This is a genomic window from Allobosea sp. Tri-44 (assembly GCF_004123845.1).
Lineage (GTDB): Bacteria > Pseudomonadota > Alphaproteobacteria > Rhizobiales > Beijerinckiaceae > Allobosea.
In genome coordinates this window covers 222,903-239,406 of record NZ_NBDP01000030.1, presented here as the reverse complement: position 1 = coordinate 239,406, position 16,504 = coordinate 222,903, and the positions used below count along the sequence as shown (strand labels likewise).

Here is a 16,504-nt window from a genome sequence, read left to right as displayed (position 1 = left end):
AAGGCCCATGAAGATCTGCATCTACGGCGCCGGCGCGATCGGCGGCTATATGGGCGTGATGCTGAAGCGCGGTGGGCTCGACGTCTCGCTGGTGGCGCGCGGCGCCCATCTCGAAGCGATCAAAGCCAGGGGCCTGACCCTCGTCACCAAGACCGAGACGATCACCGAGCAGATGCCTGCGAGCCGCGATCCGCGCGATCTCGGCCAACAGGACGTGGTGATCATCGCGCTCAAGGCGCACCAGGCCTGGGAGGCGGCTGAGGACCTGAAGCCGCTGCTCGGGCCCGACACCGCCGTCGTCACCGCCCAGAACGGCGTGCCCTGGTGGTATTTCCACGGCCTGGACGGTGCCTATGCCGATTTGCGCCTGCGCAGCGTCGACCCCGGCGACCGGCAGTGGAACGCGATCGGCCCCGAGCGCGTCATCGGCTGCACGGTCTACCCGGCGACCGAGATCACCGAGCCTGGCGTGATCAAGCACGTCTATGGCGACCAGTTCGGTCTTGGCGAGCCGAACCGTCAGGAGAGCGGGCGGCTGACGCGCTTCGCCGAGGCGGTCGCCGCCGGCGGCATGAAGCCAAGGCTCTTCTCCGATATCCGCGACGACATCTGGCTCAAGCTTTGGGGCAATCTCTGCTTCAATCCAATCTCGGCGCTGACCCATGCGACGCTCGACGTCGTCGCCACCGAGCCCGGCACGCGCGGGCTTGCGCGTAACATGATGCTGGAGGCGCAGGAGATCGGCGAAAAGCTCGGCGTCACCTTCCGCGTCGATGTCGAGCGCCGGATCAATGGCGCGGCAGGCGTCGGCGCGCATCGCACCTCGATGCTGCAGGATCTGGACAAGGGCCGACCCCTCGAGATCGATGCCTTGCTGGGGGCTGTTCAGGAGATGGGACGACTGACCGAAACGCGCACGCCCTATATCGATGCCGTGCTCGGACTCGTCCAGCAGATGGCCAGCGTGAAGGGGCTCTATCCGACATTCCCGCCCGAGGCGCTCGTCGGCGAGGGAAGGGCGGCTGAACCCGTACAGGAGCGGCCGCGTCAGTTGGCGGCCTCGTGACGAGCGGAGGCGGGATCATGTTGAACGCGACACTCAGGCAGGCAGTGCAGACAGAGAGCAGCCAGGTGACGGCGCATTGGGTGCGCTTCGTGCATGCGGGTCGCGAAGCCTTCGGCACGCTCGCTGGAGGGACGGTTGCGATCCACAGCGGCGACCTGTTCGCTGGCGCGCAGCCGACGGGCGAGAGGGTGCCGCTCGACGAGGTCACGCTGCTGGCGCCGAGCACGCCCTCCAAGATCATCGCGCTCTGGAACAACTTCCACGCGCTCGCCGGCAAGCTGGCGATGCCGGTGCCGCCGGAGCCGCTCTACCTGATGAAGGCGCCGTCCAGCGCGGCGCCGCCGGGCTTCACGGTGATGCGCCCGCCATCCTATGCGGGCAAGGTTGTCTATGAGGGCGAGCTCGGCATCGTCATCGGCCGCAATTGCAGCCGGGTGAGCCCGCAGGCCGCCGGGGAGTTCATCTTCGGCTATACCTGCGTCAACGACATCACGGCGCTGGACCTGATCGCGGCCGACCCGACCTTTCCGCAATGGGTACGCGCCAAGAGCTTCGACGGATTCGGGCCTTTCGGGCCGGTGATCGCGACCGGCCTCGACCTGCGGGAACTCACGGTCCGGACGCTGCTCAACGGCCAGGAGCGCCAGAACTATCCGATCGCGGACATGATCTTCCAGCCGCATGCACTGGTCAGCCGGCTCTCCCACGACATGACGCTGCTGCCCGGGGATCTGATCTGCTGCGGCACCTCGCTGGGGGTCGGCGTGATCAAGGAACCGGTCAATACGATCGAGGTGACGATCGAGGGCATCGGAACGCTGGTGAACGCCTTCGTGCAGGGTGGCTAGCCATTGGATCACGCTCGGTTGGGCGTTTAGACCTCGCGATCTTCCCAATCACTGCGCAGCAACGTCGTTATATGTTCGATCGTTTGCCTTCCGTCCGCCATGCAACGGCTAGGAACCTCAGCTACGCGTCGATATCCCAATTTGCGCTGCATCGCCCAAGAGTTTTCGTTGCCGTCAAAGTAGCCGTTGACCAGCTTCGTCAGGCCTAGGTCGCAAAAAGCGAAGCGGATCTTCGCCTCAAACGCTTCGCGTCCATAACCGCGCCCCTGGTAACCGTTGGCTATCCAGATTCCTCCACCACCCGTCCCGGCCTTCCAGTCTATCTTGTTGAGGCTGACCCCTCCGATCACTCGTCGCTCAGGTTTGAGTTCAACCGCAAATTCGTACGCGTCAGGCCGACTGCCCGCGGTCGAACTCGCCTGGCATCTCCTGACCCAATCTTGGGCGTGTGGTGTCGAATAGGGATGCGGGACGAAAGCGAGCCACTTTGCGACGTTAAGATCGTTCAAGCCTAGCGCGAGTTGCTCGACGTCTTCCTCGCCCCAAGCTCGGAGAATAAGGCGCGACGTTTCGATTTTGGTGTGCACGAGGTTGCAACCTCTTCGATCAACTGGCGCCGGAAGCCCTGTTTCAGCGGCTCTACCGCGACGACAAGCTCGCTGCCGCCGTCATCGCCATGGTCCCACTCGCTTCGATGCGCTGTTGCTGCGCGCTTGTAAGTCCACGACCTAGTCGAAGATGTCGGCGTGCTGGTCGACATAGGCCGCGAGACCGAGCGTGTGGTCGCGCGACAATTGCTCGGCCAGCGCGATGTCGCGCCGCTCCAGGGCCTCGATGATCTGCAGGTGATCGACGATGGAGCGGCTGGCGCGGTCGTGGCGCCCGATCGTCATCTGGCGGATGCCGCGCACATGCAGCAGCAAATTGTCGGTCATCTCGACGAGCAACTGCGACTTGCTCAACCCGATCAGCGTCTGATGGAAGACGAGATTGGCCGACGAGTATTCGCCGACATGGTCGGACGGCTTGTGGGCCTCGTCGAAATCCTTGAATAGCGTGCGCAGCTTTCCAATCTCGGCATCGCTGGCGCGCTGGACGACGAGGCGCGCGGCCATGCTTTCCAGCGCTGCCCAGGCCTGGATCATCTCGACGATCTCGTTCTTGGTCTTCTTCAGCACCATGATGCCGCGGCGCGGCAGCGACTTCACCAGCCCCTCCTGCTCGAGCATCGCGACGGCTTCGCGCACCGGCGTGCGGCTGACGCCGAGCTGCTCGGAGAGCTGGCGCTCGTCGATCCAGGTCGGCTCCGGCGAGCCGTAGATATCCATGGTGATGATTGCCTGCTTCAGCGAGGCATAGACCTTGGTCTTGAAGGTCTCCTCGGGCGTGAAGCGTTCGAGGACGAGCTTCTGTGTCGAGCTGGCGGGCGAGGTCGTTTTCAAGGTCGCTGCTCCCTGCATTGCTGCAGCGCATAGCGCCCGGCTGACGCTACGTCCATGCGGGAGGTGGCAATGAGGCCCCGAGGCCGCCATAATGGCGGCCCCGCGACCAGGTTGTCGCGGGGTCGTCAGGCGAGCAGGTCGGCTCCGCCGATCGTCGCGAGAATCAGAAGGACCACTCGATCTCGGCGCAGCGCTTCTGGATGCCGACCTCGCCGTTGAGCAGCTCCATCAGCGTCTTGCCGAGGCGCGCCGGCGAAGGCGAGACCTTGATGCCGGCTGCCTCCATCGCCGCGATCTTGTCCTCGGCGCCGCCCTTGCCGCCGGAGATGATCGCGCCGGCATGGCCCATGCGACGGCCCGGAGGCGCCGTGCGGCCGGCGATGAAGCCGACCATCGGTTTGCTGCGGCCGCGCTTGGCCTCGTCCCTGATGAACTGCGCCGCATCCTCTTCGGCCGAGCCGCCGATCTCGCCGATCATCACGATCGAATCGGTTGCCGGATCGGCCAGGAAGAGCTCCAGCATGTCGATGAATTCGGTGCCTTTCACCGGATCGCCGCCGATGCCGACGGCCGTTGTCTGGCCCAGCCCCTCGCAACTGGTCTGGAACACCGCCTCATAAGTCAGCGTGCCCGAGCGCGAGACGATGCCGACCGAGCCACGCTTGAAGATGTTTGCCGGCATGATGCCGATTTTGCTCTCGCCGGCCGTGACGATGCCGGGGCAATTCGGTCCGATCAGCCGCGACTTCGAGCCGCTCAGCATGCGCTTGACCTTGACCATGTCCATCACCGGGATGCCTTCGGTGATGCAGACGATCAGCGGGACCTCGGCATCGATCGCCTCGCAGATCGCGTCAGCCGCGCCCGGCGGCGGGACGTAGACGACCGAGGCGGTGGCGCCGGTCTTCTCCTTGGCCTCGGCGACCGTGTTGAAGACGGGCAGGCCAAGATGGCTCTGGCCGCCCTTGCCGGGGGCGACGCCGCCGACCATGCGCGTGCCATAGGCGATCGCCTGCTCGGAATGGAAGGTGCCGTTCTTGCCGGTGAAGCCCTGGCAGATGACCTTCGTAGTCTTGTCGATCAGAATGGACATGGTCGCTCCCCCTGGATCACGTTGCATTGGTGGATTTCGTCCCAATGCAGGAAGCGTGATCGTTTTTGGTTGTTTTGAGCATTTCCTCTGCGGGAAACCGGTTCTCGCTTTTTCGCGTAGCGCCCTAGTGCTTGCGCACGGCGGCAACGATCTGCTGGGCGGCGTCGTCGAGGTCATCCGCCGGGATGACGTTGAGACCGGAGGAGCGGATTATCGTCTTTCCCTCCTCGACATTGGTGCCTTCCAGCCGAACCACGAGCGGAACTTCGAGGCCCACCGTCTTCACCGCCGCGATGACGCCGCGAGCGATGACATCACACTTCATGATGCCGCCGAAGATGTTGACCAGGATGCCCTTCACCTGCGGGTCGGCGGTGATGATCTTGAACGCCGCGGTGACCTTCTCTTCGGAGGCACCGCCGCCGACATCGAGGAAGTTCGCAGGCGATTCCCCGTAGAGCTGGATGATGTCGAGCGTTGCCATGGCGAGGCCGGCGCCGTTGACCATGCAGCCGATCGTGCCGTCGAGCGCGATATAGGCGAGGTCGTATTTCGACGCCTCGATCTCCTTGCTGTCCTCCTCGCTCTCGTCGCGCAGCTTGTAGACGTCCGGATGCCGATAGAGCGCGTTGTCGTCGAAGGAGATCTTGGCGTCGAGGCAGCGCAGCTTGCCGTCCTTGGTGACGATCAGCGGGTTGATCTCGAGCATCGCCATGTCCTTGGCGATGAAGGCCGCGTAGAGCTTCGCCGTCAGATCTTCGGCCTGCTTGGCGAGGTCCCCGGTGAGATGCAGCGCTTCGGCGACGGTGCGGCCATGCAGCGGCATGATCCCGGTCGCCGGATCGACCGAGAAGGTCTTGATCTTCTCGGGCGTGTCATGCGCGACAGCCTCGATATCCATGCCGCCCTCGGTCGAGACGACGAAGGAAATCCGCGAGGCCTCGCGGTCGACAAGCATGGAGAGGTAGAATTCGCGGTCGATCAGCGAGCCGTCTTCGATATAGAGGCGGTTGACCTGCTTGCCGGCTGGACCGGTCTGGACGGTGACGAGCGTGTGGCCGAGCATCTGCTGGACGAAAGCCTTCGCCTCATCCACCGACTTCGCCAGGCGCACGCCGCCCTTCTCGCCGGCCTCGGGCTCCTTGAAGGTTCCCTTGCCCCGGCCGCCGGCATGGATCTGCGACTTGACCACCCAGACCGGGCCGCGCAGCTGCTTCGCTGCGGCTTCGGCATCCTCCGCCGTCAGCACGGGAAACCCGTCCGGGACAGGCACCCCGAATTCCCTGAGCAACCCCTTCGCCTGATATTCATGGATGTTCATCGCGATCTCTCTCGGATTTCGGGGAGAGCGACCGGGCCTTTCCGCGGCGCCGGCCATTCGGAACAGAAGCCTTGAATGATTTGTATGGGGCCGCTCCCTCCTGCCGGATGGGAGCGGCGGTCACGCTATGCGTGCAGCCGACGACGCTGGAGGGAGTCCTGGCGTCGGCGGAGTTGGAGGCTCGCTGGTCAGCCCTTGATCAGGCCGGCGGCGCGCGCCCATTTGTACTTGGCGCCGAGCACCTCGACGGGCGTCTCCGTGGTGTACGGATAGGCCACGATGCCGTGGTCGTAGAGCTTCTCGCAGGCCTTCTCGACCTCGACGTCGCCGACCAGCGAGGCGACGATCGGCTTGTCGATGCCCTTGGCGCGGGCCTCGGTGACGACCTCGATCATCTTGTCGGCGAAGACCAGCGGCGGCGTCACGATCGTGTGCCAGTAGCCGAGGATGAGCGCGTGGATGCGCTCGTCGTTGAGGCCGAGGCGGACCGTGTTCTGGTAGGTCAGCGGCGGCTCGCCGCCGGTGATGTCGACCGGGTTGCCGGCCGCGCCGAAGGGCGGGATGAACTTGCGGAAGGCCGCGTCGAGATCGTCCGGCATCTTCATCAGCGTCAGGCCGTTGTCGAAGCAGGCGTCCGAGAGCAGCACGCCGGAGCCGCCGGCACCGGTGATGATCAGGACGTTCTCGCCCTTCGGCGCCGGCAGGACCTGCACGCCGCGGGCATATTCGAGCATGCCGCGCAGCGACGGCGCGCGGATGACGCCGGAAGCCTTGAGGATGTCGTCATAGATCTTGTCGTTGCCGGCGAGTGCGCCGGTATGCGAGGCGGCGGCCTTGGCGCCGTAGGCGGTGCGCCCGGCCTTCAGCACGATCACCGGCTTCTTCTTCGAGACGCGCTCGGCGACCTCGGAGAAGGCGCGGCCGTCCTTCAGGTCCTCGCAGTGCATTGCGATCACTGAAGTGTTCGGATCATGCTCGAAGAAGGTCAGCAGATCGTCCTCGTCGAGGTCCGATTTGTTGCCGAGGCCGACGATCGCCGAGACGCCCATCTTGGTCGAACGGGCAAAGCCGATGATCGACATGCCGACACCACCGGACTGCGACGACAGGGCCGCCTTGCCCTTGACGTCGAAGGCCGTGCAGAAGGTCGCGCAGAGGTTCTCCGGCGTATAGTAGAAGCCGTAGATGTTCGGCCCCATGATCCGGACATTGTGCTTGCGGGCGGTCGCCAGCAACTCCTCCTGCAGCTCCGGCTCGCCCGATTCGGCAAAGCCCGACGGGATCATCACCGCGCCGGGAACGCCCTTGCGGCCGACCTCGTCCATGGCGCCGTTGCAGAGCTTGGCCGGCACGGCGAAGACCGCGACATCGACCACGCCGTCATAATCGAGGATCGACTTGTAGGCCTTGACGCCCTCGATCGTGTCGGCCTTCGGGTGTACCGGGACGATCGTGCCCTTGTAGCCGCCATTGATCAGGTTCTTCATCACTGAATTGCCGATCTTGCCGGCTTCGTTCGAGGCGCCGATCACCGCCACGGCCTTCGGATGGAAGATGCGGTTCATCGCCGTGACGATGGCATCCTGGTCGGGGCGGAAACGCTCCTTGCGTGCCTCGAAATTGCAGACGATGCGGGCATCGACAGCGGTCGCGCCAGATTTCGTCGCGAAGACGGGGTTGAGGTCGAGCTCCTCGATCTCCGGGAAGTCGTCGAGCAGCGCCGAGACCTGGACAAGGATCGAGGCGAGCGCGCCGCGGTCGACGGCTTCGCTACCGCGCACGCCGTCGAGCATCTCCTGGGCCTTGATCGAGCCGATCATCTCGAGCGCCTGCGCCTCGTTCACCGGCGCGAGGCGGAAGGTCAGGTCCTTCAGCACCTCGACGAGGATGCCGCCGAGACCGAATGCCACGAGCTTGCCGAAGGAGGGATCGGTGATCGCACCGACCAGCGTCTCGGTTGCGCCCGTCGGCAGCATCTGCTGGACCTGGATACCCTCGATCTTGGCATCGGCCTTGTATTTGCGGGCATTGGCCAGGATCGTGTCATGAGCGGCGCGGGCCTCGGCATCGCTCTTGACGCCGACGATCACGCCGCCGGCATCGGTCTTGTGCAGGATGTCGGCGGATACGATCTTCATGACGACGGGATAGCCCATGCCGCCGGCGAGCCTGGCGGCCTCGTCGGCCGATTTGGCGAGGCCTTCCTTGGGCAGCGGGATGTCGTAGGCGTCGCAGACCAGCTTGGCCTCCGGGGCCGTCAGGCTGGTGCGGCCATCGGCCTTGACGCCGTCCAGGACCTTGCGGACCGTCGCCTGATCGACGGCTGTTTCGCGCGGCTTAATCTTGAGGGCTGCCTGGGTCATGATGCACTTCCTCCCGTGGAATTTTATTTTGCTGAGCCATCGTCGGGCTGCTCGCGTGCTTCGGCGCGATTGCCCGGTCGGGTTCTTGATTGGTATTTGGCATGCCAATTAGCGTGGCTGTCAAGAGGGGAATGTCAGGTCGTGGCGCGCAGTTGTGATGATCTGGCATTATGCATGCCAGAGGTTGGCACCTTGGAATCTTTCGGATAACGTCGCGTCTCGCCGCAAGGGCCGGGATAACGGCACAGGGCAGACGGGATCCGATCCCGGAGAGGGAGGACGCTTCGGCCGATGAGCGGGCAGCACGATCAGCGCAATCACAATGTCCACGCCTTTGAGCATCCGGGCCTTGGCCGGAAGCGCGCCAGGTCGACGCCGAAAGGGCGGCAGGTCGAACCTCGCGCGCTGCAGGAGATCGCGGAGCTGCTCGGCGAGCGCCCGCGCCGGCGCGACCTCCTGATCGAGCATCTTCATCTGATCCAGGACCGCTACCACCAGATCTCGGCGGCCCATCTGGCGGCGCTCGCCGAGGAGATGCGGCTATCCTTCGCGGAGGTCTTCGAGACCGCGACCTTCTACGCCCATTTCGACATTGTGAAGGAAGGCGAGCCTGCGCTTCCGCGCCTGACCGTGCGCGTCTGCGACAGTCTCACCTGCGCGATGCACGGCTCGGAAGAGCTGCTCGCGACCCTGCAGGATTCGGTTGGTCCCGGTGTGCGCGTGGTGCGGGCGCCCTGCGTCGGCTTGTGTGATCACGCGCCGGCGATCGAGGTCGGCCATAACTTCCTGCACGATGCCACGGCGGAGACGGTGCTGGCCGCGATCGAGGCCAAGGACACTCATCCGCACATGGATGCGTATGTCGGTTACGACGCCTATGTCGCGGGTGGCGGCTATGCGCTGCTGAACAACCTGCGCTCGGGCGAGCGCAGTATCGAATCGATCCTGACGGTGCTCGACGATTCCGGCCTGCGCGGCCTCGGTGGCGCAGGCTTCCCGACGGGCCGCAAATGGCGCGCCGTGCGCGGCGAGCCGGGTCCGCGGCTGATGGCGGTGAATGGCGACGAGGGCGAGCCGGGCACCTTCAAGGACCGCCTCTATCTCCAGACCGACCCGCATCGCTTCCTCGAAGGCACCCTGATCGGCGCTCATGTCGTCGAGGCGGACGAGGTCTACATCTATATTCGCGACGAATACCCGGTGGCGCGCGCGATCCTGGAACGCGAGATCGCCAGGCTGCCGGCCGGCGGGCCGGCGATCCATCTGCGGCGCGGGGCAGGGGCCTATATCTGCGGGGAGGAGTCCTCGCTGCTCGAAAGCCTCGAGGGCAAGCGCGGCCTGCCGCGCCACAAGCCGCCCTATCCGTTCCAGGTCGGCCTCTTCGGCCAGCCGACCCTCATCAACAATGTCGAGACGCTCTACTGGATCCGCGACATCGTCGAGAAGGGCAACAGCTGGTGGAACTCCCATGGCCGAAACGGCCGCACGGGCCTGCGCAGCTATTCGGTCTCCGGCCGGGTCAGGGAGCCCGGCGTCAAGCTCGCCCCGGCCGGCGTCACCATCCGTGAGCTGATCGAGGAATTCTGCGGCGGCATGCAGGACGGCCACCGCTTCCACGCCTATCTGCCGGGCGGCGCATCCGGCGGCATCCTGCCCGCCGCGATGGACGACATCCCGCTCGATTTCGGCACGCTCGAGAAGCATGGCTGCTTCATTGGTTCGGCCGCCGTGGTGGTCCTCTCCGAGCAGGACGATATGCGCGCCGCCGCGCTCAACCTGATGCGCTTCTTCGAGGATGAGAGCTGCGGGCAGTGCACGCCCTGCCGCGCCGGGACGCAGAAGGCGGTGATGCTGATGCAGCGCCCGATCTGGAACCAGGAGTTGCTGGGCGAGCTCTCGCAGGCGATGCGCGACGCCTCGATCTGTGGGCTCGGCCAGGCGGCCTCGAACCCGTTGACCTGCGTGATGCGTTACTTCCCCGAGGAATTCATGACGAGGGATGCCGCGGAATGACACAGGGCATCAGCTTCGAACTGAATGGCGAGCGCGTCGAAGCCGCCTACGGCGAGACGATCTGGCAGGTGGCGCAGCGGCTCGGCACCGCGATTCCGCATCTGTGCTACTCGCCGGAGCCCGACTACCGGGCCGACGGCAATTGCCGCGTTTGCATGGTCGAGATCGAGGGCGAGCGCGTGCTCGCCGCTTCCTGCATGCGCAAGCCGACTGTCGGCATGAAGGTCCATACCGGGACCGAGCGGGCCGAGAAGGCCCGCAAGATGGTGATGGAACTGCTCGTGGCCGACCAGCCGGTGCGGGCGACCTCGCATGATCCGACCTCGAAATTCTGGAACTGGGCGGACAAGACCGGCGTCACCGAAAGCCGCTTCCCTGCGGCCCTGCGCTGGAGCTCGGATGTCAGCCACACCGCGATGAGCGTCAATCTCGACGCCTGCATCCAGTGCGGCCTGTGTGTGCGGGCCTGCCGCGAGGTCCAGGTCAACGATGTGATCGGCATGGCCTATCGCAGCGCAGGCACCAAGATCGTCTTCGATTTCGACGACCCGATGGGCCAGTCGACCTGCGTCGCCTGCGGTGAGTGCGTGCAGGCCTGCCCGACCGGGGCGCTGATGCCGTCGGCCTTCCTCGACGCGGACCAGACCCGCACGGTCTATCCCGACAAGAAGGTCGATTCGCTCTGTCCCTATTGCGGGGTCGGCTGCCAGGTCACCTACAACGTCAAGGACGAGGCGATCGTCTATGCGGAGGGGCGTGACGGGCCGGCCAACCGCAACCGGCTCTGCGTCAAGGGCCGTTTCGGCTTCGACTATATCCACCACCCGCACCGGCTGACCAAGCCGCTGGTGCGGCTGCCGAACATGCCGAAGGATGCGCGCGACCAGGTCGATCCCGCCAACCCCTGGACGCATTTCCGCGAAGCCTCCTGGGAGGAGGCGCTCGATCTCGCGGCAAACGGGCTCAACCGCGTCCGAGACGGGAAGGGCCGCAAGGCGCTCGCCGGCTTCGGCTCGGCCAAGGGCTCGAATGAGGAGGCTTATCTCTTCCAGAAGCTGGTGCGCACCGGCTTCGGCTCGAACAATGTCGACCACTGCACCAGGCTCTGCCACGCCTCCTCGGTGGCGGCGCTGATGGAGGGCGTCAATTCCGGCGCCGTCACCGCGCCGTTCTCGGCCGCGCTCGACGCCGAAGTAATCATCGTCATCGGCGCCAATCCGACCGTGAACCATCCGGTCGCGGCGACCTTCCTTAAGAACGCCGCCAAGAAAGGTGCCAAGCTCGTCATCATGGACCCGCGCGGGCAGGCGCTCTCGCGCCATGCCTGGAAGCACCTTGCCTTCAAGCCCGGCAGCGACGTCGCCATGCTGAACGCGCTGCTGCATACCATCATCACTGAAGGCCTGACCGACGAGCAGTACATTGCCGGTTACACGGAGGGCTATGAGCGGCTGAAGGAGAGCATCCAGGCCTTCCCGCCGGAGACAATGGCGGCGGTCTGCGGCATTCCGGCCGAGGAGCTGAAGGAGGTTGCGCGCGCCTATGCCCGCTCGCGCGCCTCGATCATCTTCTGGGGCATGGGCATCAGCCAGCACATCCACGGCACCGATAATGCCCGCTGCCTGATCGCGCTCGCGATGGTGACCGGCCAGATCGGCCGGCCCGGCACCGGCCTGCACCCGCTGCGCGGCCAGAACAACGTCCAGGGCGCTTCCGATGCCGGCCTGATCCCGATGGTCTATCCTGACTACCAGTCGGTCGAGAAGGCGGAGGTCCGCGCGATCTTCGAGGAGCTCTGGGGCCAGTCGCTCGATCCGAAGAAGGGCCTCACCGTCGTCGAGATCATGAATGCGATCCATGCCGGCGAGATCAACGGCATGTATATCGAGGGCGAGAATCCGGCGATGTCGGACCCGGACCTCAACCACGCCCGTGGCGCGCTCGCCATGCTCGACCATCTGGTCGTGCAGGATCTGTTCCTGACCGAGACCGCCTTCCACGCCGATGTCGTGCTGCCGGCCTCGGCCTTCGCCGAGAAGGCCGGCACCTTCACCAACACCGACAGGCGCGTGCAGATGGCCCGCCAGGTGGTGCGCCCGCCAGGCGATGCCAGGCAGGACTGGTGGATCATCCAGGAGATCGCGCGGCGCATGGGCTGCGGCTGGACCTATGAGAGCCCGGCCGACGTCTTCGCCGAAATGGCGCTGGTGATGCCATCGTTCAAGAACATCACCTGGGAGCGGCTGGAGCGCGAAGGGGCGGTAACCTACCCCGTCGACGGGCCGGACCAGCCCGGCAACGAGATCATCTTCGCCCGCGGCTTCCCGACCGAAAGCGGGCGAGCCAGGATCGTGCCGGCCAAGATCGTCGCGCCTGACGAACTGCCGGATGACGAGTATCCGATGGTGCTGTCGACTGGGCGCGTGCTCGAGCACTGGCATACCGGGTCGATGACGCGGCGCGCCGGCGTCCTCGACGATCTGGAGCCGGAAGCTGTGGCGCTCATGTCACCGCGCGACCTGGGGCGCCTTGGTATCGCGCCCGGGGGCTTTGTCAGGCTGGAGACCCGCCGTGGCGCCGTCGCGGTGAAGGTGCGCTCGGATCGCGACGTGCCGCAGAACATGGTGTTCCTGCCGTTCTGCTATGCGGAGGCGGCGGCCAACCTTTTGACCAATCCGGCGCTCGACCCCTTCGGCAAGATCCCCGAGTTCAAGTTCTGCGCCGTAAGGGCGCGCCCGGTCGAGGAAGCACTGATCACCGCGGCGGAATGAAGCCGGTGAGCTGCGCACTGCACGAGATGTCATAGGGGCAGGGCGGTCCCGCCCGGACGTCCCCATCGGCATGATGGACGCGTGGGGAGCGCGGTTCTGGTCGGAAATCAGCGTTATCCGGTGACGGCCTATCGGACCGGCCGGCAGGCCCGTCGGCCAAAGCATCTCGTCACCCAAAAAAGATCAGGCGGGCCGGGCGTTGCGCCCGGCCCGCCTGTGCGGCGACAAGGATCAGTAACCGAGAGCTGCTTCCAGCGGTCCCTTGGGCAGCGGCACCAGGAACCAGACCTCGAACATCATGAAATTGACGATCGCAATGCCGAGTGAGACGGCCAGAGCCTGCCACACCGGAAACTTGCCGAAGAACACCATGAAGGCCCCGATATAGACCGCGGCCGAGACGTAGATGCCGATGTAGTTCGTCGCCAGCACGAAGAGGACGGCGGGAACGAAGATTGCAGCCATCCGCTTGATGCCTGGAATGGTCGTCGCAGTCTTCTCGCCAGCCGGCGTGTGCGGCAGTGCCTGGGCCAGGTTGACGAGGGAGGCGATGCCCATCGCCACGACGATGTAGAACGGGAACAGGCCGGGCTGCGGCCCCTCGTTCGGCTTCCAGGAGATGCCGAGGCGCAGGCTGTCGGTTATCACGATCGCCGCGACGATCAGGAAGAAGATCGCGACCGCGATGTCCAATGTGCGATAGCTGACGAGTGGACGGTCTTCTTCGGCTTCTTCGTTGCTGCTCATTATCGTGCTCCTGGCTGGGGACTACTGCCGGCGCGCCAGCTCCGCGATGGTTGGCTGATCGGAGCGCGATCGTTTGCGCCGCGCTCCGGTGTTGTCAGATTCACTGCGTTGCGAGGAAGCCGGCCTTCTTCATCAGGTCGGAATGCAGCGTCTCGGCGCTTACCAGCCACTTCTCGTAGTCGGCGCCGGTCATCATGGTCTGGTTGAAGGCGCCCTTTTCCATGAACTCCTTCCAGTCCGGCGTCGCCATCACCTTCTTGAGCAGGTCGACATAGAAGTTCACCTGAGCCGGCGTCGCGTTCTTGGTGGTGAAGATGCCGCGCAGCATCTGGTACTCGACCGGCAGGCCCGATTCCTTGCAGGTCGGGATGTCGCTCCAAGCTTCCTTGTCGGTGACCTTGGCGGTGTAGGTCGAGCGTTGTGCATCGAAGATGCAGAGCGGCCTGAGCTGCCCGGCCCGCCATTGCCCGACGGCCTCGATCGGGTTGTTCACGGTCGAGTCGACATGGTTGCCGACGAGCTGAACCGCGACCTGTCCGCCGCCCGCATAGGGCACGTAGGTGAACTTCTTGCCGTCGGTCAGCTGCTCGACCGCCGCCGTGACGATCTGGTCTTCCTGTTTCGAGCCGGTCCCGCCCATCTTGAACTGGCGGTCCGTGCCGGCCTTGACCGCGTCGACATAGTCCTTGGCCGTCTTGTAGGGCTTCTCGCTGTTCACCCACAGGACAAACTGGTCGAGCGCCAGCATTGCGACCGGCTTCATGTCCTTCCAGTTGAAGGGCGAGCCGGTGCCGAGCGGCGTTGTGAACAGGTTCGACAGCGTGATCGTGATCTTGTGCGGGTCGCTGGCGCTGGCCTTCATCTCCAGGAAGCCTTCGGCGCCCGCACCGCCGGCCTTGTTGATCACGATGAGCGGCTGCTTCATCAGGTTGTGCTTCTGGACGACGCCCTGGATGAAGCGCGCCATCTGGTCGGCGCCGCCGCCGGTGCCCGCCGGGATGACCAGCGTTACCGGCTTGGTCGGTTCCCAGCTCTGCGCCCAGCTGGGCGAGGTCAGGCAGGCGCTCGCCGCCAGCGCTGCCGCAATTGTCTTGGCCTTCGAGACTTCCCTCCGGATCATCACGCTTCCTCCCATTATAGGCGGCTTTTGTCGCCGCGTTGGCAAAGTCATGAAGGCGAATATGTTGCGGGAACCATGCTGGACGGCATCAGGCCGCGCGGGTGATGGCGCCGTTGCTCGAAAGTTTGACGCGTAGCGCCTGCAGCATCGGCCAGAACGCCATCACCAGGCCGAGTGTCATGATGCTGCCGCACAGCCAGTTCGACCAGAACACGCCGACATTGCCTTGCGAGACCAGCATGGCCTGGCGGAAGGAGCTCTCCGCCTGGTCGCCGAGCACCAGCGCCAGCACGAGTGGCGGCAGCGGGTAACGCAGCTTGTTGAACAGATAGCCGAGCACACCGAAGGCCAGCATCATCCAGACGTCGAACATCGCGTTGTTCACGGTGTAGGCACCGATGGCGCAGACGAAGACGATCGCTGGGGCGATGATCGAGAAGGGTACGCGCAGGATCGCGGCGAAGAAGGGCACGCAGGTCAGCACCATGATCAGGCCGACGACGTTGCCGAGATACATCGAGGCGATCAGGCCCCAGACGAAGTCCGGCTGTTCGACGAAGAGCAGCGGTCCGGGCTGCAGGCCCCAGATCAGCAGGCCGCCGAGCAGCACTGCCGCGGTCGGCGAGCCGGGGATGCCCAGCGTGAGCATCGGCAGCAGCGCGGCGGTGCCGGCGGCATGGGCGGCGGTCTCCGGGGCCACCACGCCTTCGAGCTCGCCCTTGCCGAAATTGTCGCCGCGCTTCGACAGGCGCTTGGCGATGCCATAGCCCATGAAGGAGGCGGGCGTCGCGCCGCCCGGCGTGATGCCCATCCAGCAGCCGACGATGCAGCTGCGGAGGAAGGTCAGCCACATCCCGGGCAGCTGCTTCCAGGTGCGGATGACCGCATCCATGCGCAGCTTGGCAGTGGCGCCGTTGAATTTGAGCCCGTCTTCCATCGAGCAGAGGATCTCGCCGATGCCGAAGAGGCCGATGACCGCGACGAGGAACTTGAAGCCGTTCAGGAGCTCATCCTGCCCGAATGTCATCCGGAGCGTGCCCGTCACACCGTCCAGGCCGACGGAGGCCAGCGCGAAGCCGAGGCACATCGAGGCGACTGTCTTGAACGCCGAGCCCCGGCCCATGCCGATGAAGCTGGCGAAGGTGAGAAACTGGACCGCGAAGAACTCCGCGGGGCCGAATTTCAAGGCGAATTTCGCGACCACCGGCGCAAGGAAGGTGATCAGGCAGACGGCGAAAATGGCGCCGACGAAGGACGCCGTGAAGGCGCCGACGAGCGCCTCGTCGGCCTTGCCGTTCTGCGCCATCGGATGCCCGTCGAAGGTCGTCGCCACCGACCAGGGCTCGCCGGGGATGTTGAAGAGGATCGAGGTGATCGCGCCGCCGAACAGCGCTCCCCAATAGATGCTGGTCAGCAGGATGATCGCCGAGGTCGGCGGCATGCTGAAGGTCAGAGGCAGAAGAATGGCGACACCGTTGGCGCCACCAAGCCCCGGCAGGACGCCGATCACGACGCCGAGCGTGATGCCGATCACCATGAGCATGATGTGGTAGGCGCTGAGAGCAACGGCGAATCCGCCGAACAGGGCGTTCAGTTCATCCATAGCGCTTCATCCCCATAGACTGGCCTTGTTCAGGGACCGCGCAATGACCAACGCAGCACCGACTGGCCTTGTTTGAGTTAGCCTAGGATGAAACTGCGTGGCATGCAATATGCCATA

General features: G+C 65.1%; 12 protein-coding genes. 4 read left to right on the top strand and 8 right to left on the bottom strand.

The annotated features are described in order from the left end of the window. Window positions 1-7 precede the first annotated feature (7 nt). Window positions 8-1,066: a 2-dehydropantoate 2-reductase gene (locus B6S44_RS17590; RefSeq protein WP_129158182.1), complete on the top strand. Its 1,059-nt coding sequence runs from the start codon at window positions 8-10 to the stop codon at window positions 1,064-1,066. Window positions 1,067-1,083: 17 nt separating this feature from the next. Further along, window positions 1,084-1,914 carry a fumarylacetoacetate hydrolase family protein gene (locus B6S44_RS17585; RefSeq protein ID WP_129158181.1) on the top strand — a complete coding sequence of 277 codons (831 nt, stop codon included), beginning with the start codon at window positions 1,084-1,086 and terminating at the stop codon, window positions 1,912-1,914. A 26-nt stretch (window positions 1,915-1,940) separates the two neighbouring features. Here B6S44_RS17585 and B6S44_RS17580 read toward each other — a convergent pair whose 3' ends face one another. From B6S44_RS17580 to B6S44_RS17560, 5 genes are all read right to left on the bottom strand, one after another. Next, a complete protein-coding gene (locus B6S44_RS17580; protein ID WP_129158180.1) occupies window positions 1,941-2,501 on the bottom strand; it encodes a GNAT family N-acetyltransferase in 561 nt (186 codons plus the stop codon). Between the two features lie 141 nt (window positions 2,502-2,642). Further along, the gene (locus B6S44_RS17575; protein ID WP_129158179.1) at window positions 2,643-3,374 is read right to left on the bottom strand and encodes a GntR family transcriptional regulator; all 732 of its coding nucleotides are present in this window, start codon (window positions 3,372-3,374) and stop codon (window positions 2,643-2,645) included. 145 nt (window positions 3,375-3,519) lie between these two features. After that, window positions 3,520-4,449, bottom strand: coding sequence for a succinate--CoA ligase subunit alpha (gene sucD, locus B6S44_RS17570; protein WP_129158178.1), 930 nt, complete (start codon window positions 4,447-4,449; stop codon window positions 3,520-3,522). Between the two features lie 124 nt (window positions 4,450-4,573). After that, window positions 4,574-5,770 (bottom strand): ADP-forming succinate--CoA ligase subunit beta, encoded by a 1,197-nt coding sequence (gene sucC, locus B6S44_RS17565; protein ID WP_129158177.1) that lies wholly within the window; start codon window positions 5,768-5,770, stop codon window positions 4,574-4,576. A gap of 188 nt (window positions 5,771-5,958) precedes the next feature. Then, a complete protein-coding gene (locus tag B6S44_RS17560; protein ID WP_129158176.1) occupies window positions 5,959-8,133 on the bottom strand; it encodes an acetate--CoA ligase family protein in 2,175 nt (724 codons plus the stop codon). Between the two features lie 291 nt (window positions 8,134-8,424). Here B6S44_RS17560 and B6S44_RS17555 point away from each other — a divergent pair, with 291 nt between their 5' ends. Next, the gene (locus B6S44_RS17555) at window positions 8,425-10,146 is read left to right on the top strand and encodes an NAD(P)H-dependent oxidoreductase subunit E (protein WP_129158175.1); all 1,722 of its coding nucleotides are present in this window, start codon (window positions 8,425-8,427) and stop codon (window positions 10,144-10,146) included. Further along, complete coding sequence (gene fdhF, locus B6S44_RS17550) at window positions 10,143-12,917, top strand: formate dehydrogenase subunit alpha (RefSeq protein WP_129158174.1); 2,775 nt, start codon at window positions 10,143-10,145, stop codon at window positions 12,915-12,917. The genes B6S44_RS17555 and fdhF overlap by 4 nt, the downstream gene beginning before the upstream one ends. Before the next feature lie 231 nt (window positions 12,918-13,148). On the opposite strand, the gene B6S44_RS17545 is transcribed toward fdhF, so the two are convergent. The 3 genes from B6S44_RS17545 to B6S44_RS17535 form a co-directional block, all read right to left on the bottom strand. After that, a complete protein-coding gene (locus B6S44_RS17545) occupies window positions 13,149-13,664 on the bottom strand; it encodes a tripartite tricarboxylate transporter TctB family protein (protein WP_129158173.1) in 516 nt (171 codons plus the stop codon). A gap of 100 nt (window positions 13,665-13,764) precedes the next feature. After that, on the bottom strand, window positions 13,765-14,784 hold the full coding sequence (locus B6S44_RS17540) for a Bug family tripartite tricarboxylate transporter substrate binding protein (RefSeq protein WP_129158172.1): 1,020 nt from the start codon (window positions 14,782-14,784) through the stop codon (window positions 13,765-13,767). Window positions 14,785-14,872: 88 nt separating this feature from the next. After that, on the bottom strand, window positions 14,873-16,387 hold the full coding sequence (locus B6S44_RS17535) for a tripartite tricarboxylate transporter permease (protein ID WP_129158171.1): 1,515 nt from the start codon (window positions 16,385-16,387) through the stop codon (window positions 14,873-14,875). Between the last annotated feature and the right edge of the window lie 117 nt (window positions 16,388-16,504).

Bases quoted from the DNA above. Each gene is read 5' to 3' on its own strand.
- B6S44_RS17590 (WP_129158182.1), top strand. From the start codon at position 8: ATGAAGATCTGCATCTACGGCGCCGGCGCGATCGGCGGCTATATGGGC.
- B6S44_RS17585 (WP_129158181.1), top strand. From the start codon at position 1,084: ATGTTGAACGCGACACTCAGGCAGGCAGTGCAGACAGAGAGCAGCCAG.
- B6S44_RS17575 (WP_129158179.1), bottom strand. From the start codon at position 3,374: ATGCAGGGAGCAGCGACCTTGAAAACGACCTCGCCCGCCAGCTCGACA.
- sucD (WP_129158178.1), bottom strand. From the start codon at position 4,449: ATGTCCATTCTGATCGACAAGACTACGAAGGTCATCTGCCAGGGCTTC.
- sucC (WP_129158177.1), bottom strand. From the start codon at position 5,770: ATGAACATCCATGAATATCAGGCGAAGGGGTTGCTCAGGGAATTCGGG.
- B6S44_RS17560 (WP_129158176.1), bottom strand. From the start codon at position 8,133: ATGACCCAGGCAGCCCTCAAGATTAAGCCGCGCGAAACAGCCGTCGAT.
- B6S44_RS17555 (WP_129158175.1), top strand. From the start codon at position 8,425: ATGAGCGGGCAGCACGATCAGCGCAATCACAATGTCCACGCCTTTGAG.
- fdhF (WP_129158174.1), top strand. From the start codon at position 10,143: ATGACACAGGGCATCAGCTTCGAACTGAATGGCGAGCGCGTCGAAGCC.
- B6S44_RS17545 (WP_129158173.1), bottom strand. From the start codon at position 13,664: ATGAGCAGCAACGAAGAAGCCGAAGAAGACCGTCCACTCGTCAGCTAT.
- B6S44_RS17540 (WP_129158172.1), bottom strand. From the start codon at position 14,784: ATGATCCGGAGGGAAGTCTCGAAGGCCAAGACAATTGCGGCAGCGCTG.
- B6S44_RS17535 (WP_129158171.1), bottom strand. From the start codon at position 16,387: ATGGATGAACTGAACGCCCTGTTCGGCGGATTCGCCGTTGCTCTCAGC.